The following is a 9,244-nucleotide window of genomic DNA, read 5'->3' as shown; positions in this document are numbered from 1 at the left end:
GGCGGTACGCCGCCCACCGGGGCCTCCGGGTTTGTCCGGTCACCCGAGCGGGACCTCCAACTGCCGGGCCAGGTCCGCGACCAGGGCGTCCAGCCAGCCCCGGACGGTGCCCGGGTCGAACAGGTCGGCGTCGTACTCGACCTGCCCGAGGTAGCCGTCGGCGTCCGGGGTGAGCGAGAACGCGCAGTCGGCGCGGGCGGAGTGGCCGGGGATGTCCTCGATCTCGGCGGTCAGGCCGGGGAGGTCGAGGCCGATCGGCGGGGTGCTCTGGACGGCGAGCACGACCTGCGGGTAGCCGACGGGCATGGGGACGCCGCGCTCCCGCAGCGGTTCGACCAGCAGGCCGAACGGCATCAGGGAGTGGTCGAGGGCGGAGGCGATCGCCTCGGCGGCGTGGTCCACCAGGGCCCCGAACCCGCTCTCGCTCCGGGTGGGCACCAGGATCGGCATGCTGCTGGTGAGCAGGCCGACCACCCGTTCGTCGGCCGGCCGCCTGCGGTTGGCGTTGGAGAGCAGGATCAGTGTCTCCGACGCGCCGCTGAGCGAGCCGAGCAGCCGGGCGAAGGCGGCGACGACGACGGCCGAGGCGGTGGTGGAACGGGCGGCGGCGTAGCGCCCGACCGCCTCGGCCACCGCCGCCGGGACCCGGAACTCGGCCGTCTCGCCGAGCCCGGAGCGCTGCTCGGGACGCGGCCGGTCGGTGGGCAGGTCCGCCGCGAGCGAGGCGCCGCCGAGGACCTCGGCCCAGTGGTCGGCGGCCGCCGCCATGGAGGCCCGGTTGACCACCGTCCGCTCCCAGCAGGCGTGGTCGGTCATCCGGCCGGCCTCCCCGGGCAGCGGCCCGCCCGTACGGTAGAGCGCGCTCAGGTCGGCCAGCACGGTGGCCAGCGACCAGCCGTCCACCGCGATGTGGTGGATGGTCAGCAGCAGCACCCACTCCTCCTCCGCCGGGCGCAGCAGCCGGGCGCGCAGCAGCGGGGGTGCGGTCAGGTCGAACGGGCGGGCGACCTCGGCCTCCAGGGCCGCGGCGAGGGCCGCGTCCCGTTCGGCGGGCGCGAGCCCGCGCAGGTCGTCGACCGGGACGTCCAGCGGGGTGTTCGGGAGCACCTGCTGGAGCCCCCCGAGCTCGGTCTCCAGGAACCGGGTCCGCAGGCTCTCGTGCCGCTCGGTCACCGCCGTCAGCGCGGCGGCCAGCCGCTCGGGCTCCAGCGGCCCGCGCAGGGTGATCCGGTGGGTGATGTTCCACACCGCCGGATCGGCCGCCGCGCGGTGGGCCTTGCGCAGCCGCCACTGGGTCACCCCGGCGGGGGCGGCGGACAGCGCCGCCCCGTCGCCGGTGAGGGTGGTCAGCAGCCGGTCGCGGTGGGCCCGGACGAGGCCGGTGACCTCCTCGTCCATCGCCCCCGCGGGGGCCAGGTAGCCGAGCTTCTCACCGGTGGTGCGCAGCACGATCTCGCGCTCGTCGAGCAGCTTGAGGAGCCGCGCCCACCCTTCGTCCGTCTCCTCCGCCGTGCTCATGTCCGGTGTGCTCACAGGGTGCCCTCCTCGAAGGCCGGGGCCGGGGCCTGCTCGGCGGCCGGCTGGTGGGCGGCCATCGCGCGGATGGTCGGGCGGCGGAAGAAGTCCAGGACGCCGATCCGCACGCCGGTCTCCTCGCGGACCCGGTTCAGCAGCCGGGTGGCGGCCAGGGAGTGCCCGCCGAGGTCGAAGAAGGAGGTCTCCACCCCGGCGGGGCGGCCGAGCTCCTCCTCCCAGAGCTGCTGCAGCGTGCGCTCCAGCCCGGTGGCCGGGGCGGCCTGCGGCTCGTCCGCGCCGAGCGGGCGCGGCTCGGGCAGGGCGGCGGTGTCCAGCTTGCCGTGCGGGGTGAACGGCAGGGTGTCGACGGTGGCCCAGAGGCTCGGGACCATGTAGTCGGGCAGCAGGTCGGCCAGGCGGTCGGCGATCCCGGGCAGGTCGGCGGCCGCGCACCTGACGTACCCGGCGAGCACGGTGCCCGCCGGGGTGCGGCGTGCCGTCACGGCGGCGGCGTGCACGCCGGGCAGGCCCAGCAGCACGGTCTCGATCTCGCCCGGCTCGACCCGGTAGCCGCGCACCTTGACCTGGCGGTCGGCCCGGCCGAGGTACTCCAGGCGGCCGTCCGGGCGCCAGCGGCCGAGGTCGCCGGTGCGGTAGCTCCGGCCGTCGGGGGTGTCGGTGAAGACGGCGGCGCTCTCCTCGTCGCGGCCGATGTAGCCGATGCCGACCTGGACGCCGAGGGCGTGGATCTCGCCGACCGCGCCGGGCGGCACCCGGCGTCCGGAGGCGTCGAGCAGCACGATCCGGCTGCCCGGGGTCGGGCGGCCGATCGACGCGTACTCCGGGCCGTCCGGTTCGATCTCACCGGCCGTCAGCGCGTGGGTCTCGGTCGGGCCGTAGTGGTTGACCAGCCGGCAGCCGGGGTTGCGGCCCAGGAAGGCCCGCAGCCCGGGGGTGAGCAGCACCTGCTCGCCGCCCGAGATCAGCTCCCGCAGGTGCGGCACCGGCTCCTCGCCGAGCGCGTCGGCCAGTGCGGCCAGCGGGGTGTACGGCAGGTGGACCCGTTCGGCCCGGGTGGCCCGGACGACGGCGGCCAGTGCCGTCACGTCGTAGCGGGTCTCCTCCTCGATCAGCAGCAGGGTGCCGCCGCCGGCCAGCGTGGTGAGGATCTCCTGGACGCTGACGTCGAACCCGCAGGAGGCGTACTGGAGGGTGCGGGCCGCGGGGTGGTCGGCGACGTTCCAGGCCACGAAGTGGGCCAGGGCCAGCGAGTGCATCAGCACGCCCTTGGGGCGGCCGGTGGACCCGGAGGTGTACAGCAGGTACGCGGGCGCCTGCGCCGAGGGGGCGGGCAGCGGGGGCAGCGCGGCGGGGTCGGCGTCGGCCGGGGCGGTGCCGGTGAGCACCGTCGGCACGGTCAGGCCGAGCTCCTTCGGGGCGTCGTCCGTGGTGGTGAGCAGCACGACCGGCGCGCTGTCCTGGACGATCAGCCGGCAGCGCTCGGGGCCCTGCAGGACGTCGACCGGGACGTGGACGGCGCCGAGGCGCAGGATGGCGAGCAGCCCGGCCACCAGGTCCAGCGAGCGGGGGAGCAGCACGCCCACCCGGCTGCCCTCGCGGACGCCGGCCGCGAGCAGCCGGCCGGCCAGGTCCTCGGAGCGGGCCAGCAGCGTCCGGTAGTCCGTCTCGCTGCCGTCGGCGGCGACCACCGCGGTCTGTTCGGGCCGCTCGGCCGCGGTCGCGGCGATGGTGGCCAGCGGGTGCTCGGGGTCCTGGGCGGCGGCCGGCCCGCACTCCAGGGCGGTGTCGGCGGGCGCCACGGCCAGTTCGGCGAGCGGGCGCTCCGGGTCGGCGACGGCGGCCGTGAGCAGCCGCTCGAAGGCGCCGAGCAGCCGGTCGACGGTGGCCCGGTCGAACAGGGTGTCGGCGTACTCCACGTGGCAGCGGATGCCATCGGGCAGGCTGGTCAGGAAGAGCGTCAGGTCGAAGGCGGCGCGGTCGGCGACGTGGTCCAGCGGACGGGCCGTCACCCCGGGCAGGTCCAGCTCGAAGACCATGTGGTTCTCGAACTCGACCATGACCTGGAACAGCGGGTTGCGGCTGGTGTCGCGCTGCGGGTTCAGCTCCTGCACCAGCACCTCGAAGGGCAGCTGCTGGTGCTCGTAGGCGTCCAGCGCGGTGGACCGGACCCGGCCCAGAGCCTCGGCGAAGGCCGGCTCGCCGGACAGGTCCAGGCGCAGCGCCAGCGTGTTGACGAAGAACCCGACCAGGTCCTCGGTGCCCTCGGCCCGGTTGGCCACCGGGGTGCCCAGCACGATCTCGTCCTGGCCGGCGTAGCGCTGCAGGACGCCGGCGAAGCCGGTCAGCAGCACCATGAACAGGGTCGAGCGCTTGGACCGGGCCAACTCCCGCAGGCCGTCTGAGAGTTCGGCGGGCAGGTGGTGGACGAAGGAGCGGCCGCGACCGTCCGGCACCGCGGGGCGCGGCCGGTCGGTGGGCAGGGCCAGCACCGGCAGGTCGCCGCCGCCGAACACCTTGCGCCAGTGGGCCAGGCTCTCGTCGTACTCGCCCTCGGCGACCCGGGCCCGCTCCCGGGCGGCCTCGGCCGCCGGGCCGGTGGTCAGCACCGGCAGGTGGGCGGCCCGGCCCTCCTGGGCGGCCAGGTACAGCTCGCCCAGCTCGCGGGTGATCACCACGGTGGACAGGGTGTCGATCACGATGTGGTGCATCGACAGGACCAGCACGTGCCGCTCGGCCGCCTGCTCCAGCAGCAGGGCCCGGAACAGCGGGCCCTCGGCCAGGTCGAAGCGGTGCGCGCCCTCGGCGGCGACCAGGTCGGCGACGGCGTCCTCGGCGGCCGGGTCGGCCGTGATCCGCTGAAGGACCGGGCCCGCGGGCGGCGCCAGCACCTGCTGGAACGGTTCGCCGTCCTGCTCCCGGAAGACGGTGCGCAGCGCCACGTGGCGTTCGACCAGCCGGCGCAGCGCGGTGTCCAGCGCCTGGGGGTCGAGCGGGCCGTCCAGGGCGATCGCCTTGACCTCGTTGTACTGGCCGCCGTCGGGCAGCATCCGGTGCAGGAACCACATCCGCTGCTGGGCGTACGACAGTCGGGCGCCGCGCAGGGTGTCCCGGCGCAGGACGTCGAGCTGCGGCAGCCCGGTCGCCACCAGTTCGGGGGAGAGGCCGAAGTCCACGAAGGCGGCGATCTCGTCGGCGCCGGCCGCCCGCAGCTCGGACAGCACCCCCTGGACGCTCTCCGGCGTGCCGATCAGCGCGCGGGAGGCGCAGTACCGCTCGTACGCGCGCTCCAGCACGTACTCCAGGTCCTCCTCGCGGGCGTTCGCGAAGTCCAGGGTCAGGCCCAGGCTGTTGGCCATCTGCCCGAACAGCGAGAGCGAGGAGCGCAGGTAGTGGCAGAACGGCCGGTAGGCCTGCTCGCGCGCGGTGGCCAGGTCGGTGCCCAGGTAGGTGTGCACCAGCACGACCACCCGGCCGGCCTCGGGGTCGAGGCCGTGCTCGGCGCGGGTGCGCCGGTAGACCGCGATGTTCTCGGCCAGCTGGGCGACGTCCTGGGTCATCAGGTTGGTGATGACGCCGAGGTCGTGCCGGGCCGCCTCGCGGAAGCTGTCCGGGTTGCCGACGATCGCGGTGAACATCGGCGGCAGGTCCTGCAGCGGGCGCGGGTGGAGGGACACCTCGATCGGCTCACCGTTGCCGTTGCGGCCCTGGTAGGGCTCGCCGCGCCACAGCGACCGGACGGTGTCGATCTGCCGGTGCATCAGCTCCTTGTGGCTGCCGTAGCGCTCGGGGAAGAACAGGAAGTCGTTGGGGTGCCAGCCGCTCGCGCACCCCAGGCCGACCCGGCCGCCGGACAGGTTGTCGACCACCGACCACTCCTCGGCCACCCGCACCGGGTGGTGCAGCGGCAGCACGGCGCAGCCCGCGTTCAGCCGGATCCGGCTGGTCTCCCGGGCCAGGGCGGCGGCCAGCACCGAGGGGTTGGGGAAGATGCCGCCGAAGGAGTGGAAGTGGCGCTCCGGCAGCCAGACGGAGTGGAAGTCGTGCCGGTCGGCGAAGCGGGCGCTCTCCAGGACGATGCGGTACTTCTCGTCGTCCGGGGAGTCCAGCGGGTAGTCGCCGAAGAAGTAGAGGCTGAAGTCCACCGGCCGCTGCGGGTCGCTGACCGGCTCGTACGGGAGCGCCGGGGCGGGGGCGCCGCCCACCGTCTCGGCGGGTACGGTCGCGGCGGGCACCGGGAGTTCGGCGGCCGGCCGCGGGGCCGGCAGGCGGACGCCGGGCGAGGCCGGGAAGAAGCCGCCGCGCCGCAGGTCGCGCAGCGACTCGCGGACCGCGTCGGTCACGAACTCCAGGTCGCCGTCGGTGTGGGCGGTGGAGAGGAAGAAGTTGCGCCACTCCCACACGTAGACCCCGCGGGTCAGCAGGTGCGGGAAGAGCAGCTCCATGTCGGCCCGGGGCTCGAACCGGAAGAGCGAGCCGAAGTGGGCCAGCCGCAGCGGGAACTCCTCCTCCTCGAAGAAGGTGTTCAGGGTGGTGGCCAGCTCGTCGGTGCGGGCGTTCAGCCGCTCCTGGAGGCCGGGGCCGGCCGTCTTGAGGTGGCGTAGCACCGCGCCCGCGGCGGTCATCGCCAGCGGGTGCTGGATGTAGGTGCCGCCGAAGAAGGTGGTGTCCTTGGGCGGGTAGCTGTCGTCCCCGTAGTCCCAGTGGCCGCCGTCGATCCCGTCCATGATGTCGGCCCGTCCGGCGATCGCGCCGATCGGGTAGCCGCCGCCCAGCACCTTGCCGTAGGTGGACATGTCCGGGGTGACGCCCCAGAAGCCCTCGGCGCCGCGCAGGTGCGGGCGGAAGCCGGTGAGCATCTGGTCGAAGACCAGCACGATGCCGAGCCGGGTGGTCAGTTCGCGCAGCGAGCGGACGAAGTCGACGGGCTGGCGGCCGGGGTGGCGGCTCTGCACCGGCTCGACCAGGACGGCGGCGATCCGGTCGCCGTGCTCCTCGATGACCTTGAGGCTCTCCGGGTCGCCGTACCGCAGCACCAGCAGGTCGGCGACCGCGCTGCCCGGGATGCCGATGGACACCGGGACGGTCTCCCGGTCGGCGCCGCGGCCCAGCGTCCGGCCCAGGGTCTGGTCGGAGTGGCCGTGGTAGGAGCCCTCGAACATGACGATCTTGTCCCGGCCGGTGTGCGCGCGGGCCAGCCGGATCGCCCCGGCGTTCGCCTCGGTGCCGGAGTTGGCGAAGGCGACCCGCTCGGTGCCGGTCAGCTCGGCCAGCAGCTCGGCGGCCTCGCCGGTCTCCGGGCCGCGCGGGCCCAGCCGCAGGCCCGAGGACAGGTGCTCGCGGACGGCCTCGGAGACGAACTCCGGGTCGTGGCCGAAGAGCAGGACGCCGAAGCCCATGGTGATGTCGACGTACGGGTTGCCGTCGACGTCCTCCAGCCGGGAGCCCCGGGCCCGGCGGGCGGCCAGCGGGTAGAGCATCTCCTTGGTGCCGGAGCGGAAGCCGACCACGGCGCGGCTGTCCGCCAGGGTGCGGCGGTGGCGGCGGGTGATCGCCTTGGAGGCGGTGGTGCGGGCGGTGAAGCGGGCGACCAGCTCGTCCACGTGGGCGCGCTGCTGGTCGGTCAGGCCGCCGGCGGCCATGCCGGACTCGCGGGAGACCGTCACCCGGGGGCCGTGCACCTGCGGGGCGGCCGGGGCCGGGCTCTCGGTGGCGGGTGCCTCGGCGGCGGGGGCGGGGGCGGGAGCGACGGCAGCGGGAGCGACGGCGGGCGTCGGGAGTGGCGCGGCGGCCGGTACGGCGGCCGGGGGCAGGGCCGCGGGCACGGGCGCCGGGGGGAGTGCGGGCGCGCCGCCGGCCAGCAGGCCGAGCTGGTCGCGCATCAGGTCGGAGAACTGGCCGAGCAGCGCGAGCTGGCGCTCGATCAGGCCGGTGCCGTCGGTGACCGGGGGCAGCGCGGCGGGGGCCGCCGGGGCGGCGGGCATGGGTGCGGGCGCGGCGGGTACGGGCTGCGGAGCCGGGGCCTGGACGAGCGGCGCCTGGGTGGCCGGTGCTTGTACAACCGGGGCCTGAACGGCCGGGGCCGGGGCGGCCTGGACGACCGGGGCCGGAGCCGCCACCGGTGCTGCCACCGGCTCGGGCACCGCCACGGGCTCCGGCTCGGCGGCCGGCAGCAGCGTGGCCAGCACGGCCGGCTCCAGCCGGGAGGCGATCAGCCCGGCCAGCCGGGCCGGGGTGTCGGCGTCCTCGAACAGCTCGCGCATCGACACCCGGACCCGGAACGCGCGCTCCAGGTCCCGGATCATGTTGATCATCGACAGCGAGTCGGCGCCCAGGTCGAAGAAGGGCTCGTCCACGCCGACCGAGTCCTCGTCGTAGCCGAGCTGGCGGGCCGTCTGCTCGACGACCTCCCGCAGCACGGCCTGCCCGGCCAGCTCCTCGGGGCTCGGGGTCGGAGCGGCGGCCGGTTCAGCGGCCGGAGCGGTCTGCTGGGGTGGGTCCTGGCGCATGGCGGGGTCCTCGGTGGTCGGCCGGTCGGGGGCGGTGAACCAGTGGCGGCGGCGTTGGAAGACGGTGGTGGGCAGCGGGACGCGGCGGGCCGGTCCGTCCGGCCAGTCCCGGGCGGCGGCGAAGCCGGCCCAGTCGAGCGGGACGCCGTACGACCAGAGCGCGGCCGCGGCGGTGTCGAACTGCTGCTCCGGGGAGGCGCCGCGCCGGCCGCCGGCGACGAAGTGGCGCTCCGGCAGCTCCCGGCGGCCCATGCCGGTCAGCGTCGGGTGCGGGCCGATCTCCAGGAAGAGCTCGTGGCCCTGCCCGTCCAGTGCGGCGAGGACCTGGTCGAACCGGGCGGTCTCCCGGGTCTGCCGGAGGAAGTACTCGGGCGTCGGGACGGTCCCGGGGGCCAGCACCTCGCCGCCGAGGTTGCTGACCAGCGGGACGGCCAGCGGCCGCAGCCGCAGCCGGGCCAGCTGGTCGCGGAAGGGGTCGAGCATCGGGTCGAGCAGGCGGGAGTGGAACGCCCGGTCGCTGGCCAGCCGTTCGGTGGTCACCCCGTCGGCGGCCAGCACGGCCTCGGCGGCGGCGATCTCGCGGGGCGGGCCGGCCAGCACGCACTGGCCCCGGCCGTTGACCACGGCCAGGTCCACGCCGGGCAGCCAGTCGCCGAGCCCGGCCAGCCGGTCCAGGCCGGCCGAGACCACCGTCATGGCGCCCGGTTCGGTCAGCCGGTGCATCAGCCGGCCGCGCAGCGCCGTCAGGAACATCCCGTCGGCCAGGTCGAGCGCGCCGGCCGCGTGGAAGGCCGCGTACTCCCCGGCGCTGTGCCCGGCGACGGCGGCGGAACGGAGCCCGAGCTCCTGCCAGAGCCGCAGGTAGGCCGCCTGGAGGGCGAACAGCGCGGGCTGCGCCGCCTCGGTGGTCCAGCCGTCCTCGGTGCCCTGCGGCGCGGGGTCGAGCAGCAGCGGCAGCAGCGGCGCGCCCCAGTTCTCGCGGTGCAGCCGGTCGCACTCGTCCAGGACGGCGCGGAAGGCCGGGAAGGCCCGGTACAGCTCGGCGGCCATGCCCCGGTACTGGGCGCCCTGGCCGGTGAAGAGCAGCACCGGCAGGACCTCGCCGCGTCCCACCTCGCCGCGGTACGCGGTGGGTACCGCCGGGCGGGTGATGAGCGGCCCGGGGATCGAGGTGCCGCGCGAGCTGGAGCTGACCTCGCTGC

Annotated in this window: 2 protein-coding genes; both read right to left on the bottom strand. The window is 75.6% G+C overall.

What is annotated here, in order from left to right; translation table 11 throughout:
* Nucleotides 1–39: 39 nt before the first annotated feature.
* Nucleotides 40–1,533 carry a condensation domain-containing protein gene (locus ACFU7Z_RS29030; RefSeq protein ID WP_380780668.1) on the bottom strand — a complete coding sequence of 498 codons (1,494 nt, stop codon included), beginning with the start codon at nt 1,531–1,533 and terminating at the stop codon, nt 40–42.
* The gene (locus ACFU7Z_RS29025; RefSeq protein WP_380780666.1) at nt 1,530–9,131 is read right to left on the bottom strand and encodes a MupA/Atu3671 family FMN-dependent luciferase-like monooxygenase; all 7,602 of its coding nucleotides are present in this window, start codon (nt 9,129–9,131) and stop codon (nt 1,530–1,532) included. Before ACFU7Z_RS29025 ends, ACFU7Z_RS29030 begins: the two co-directional genes overlap by 4 nt.
* Between the last annotated feature and the right edge of the window lie 113 nt (nt 9,132–9,244).

The organism is Kitasatospora sp. NPDC057518, from assembly GCF_042802075.1.
GTDB lineage: Bacteria > Actinomycetota > Actinomycetes > Streptomycetales > Streptomycetaceae > Kitasatospora.
Note: the sequence above shows the minus strand (reverse complement) of the source record. Positions and strands in the feature narration are given on the sequence as shown.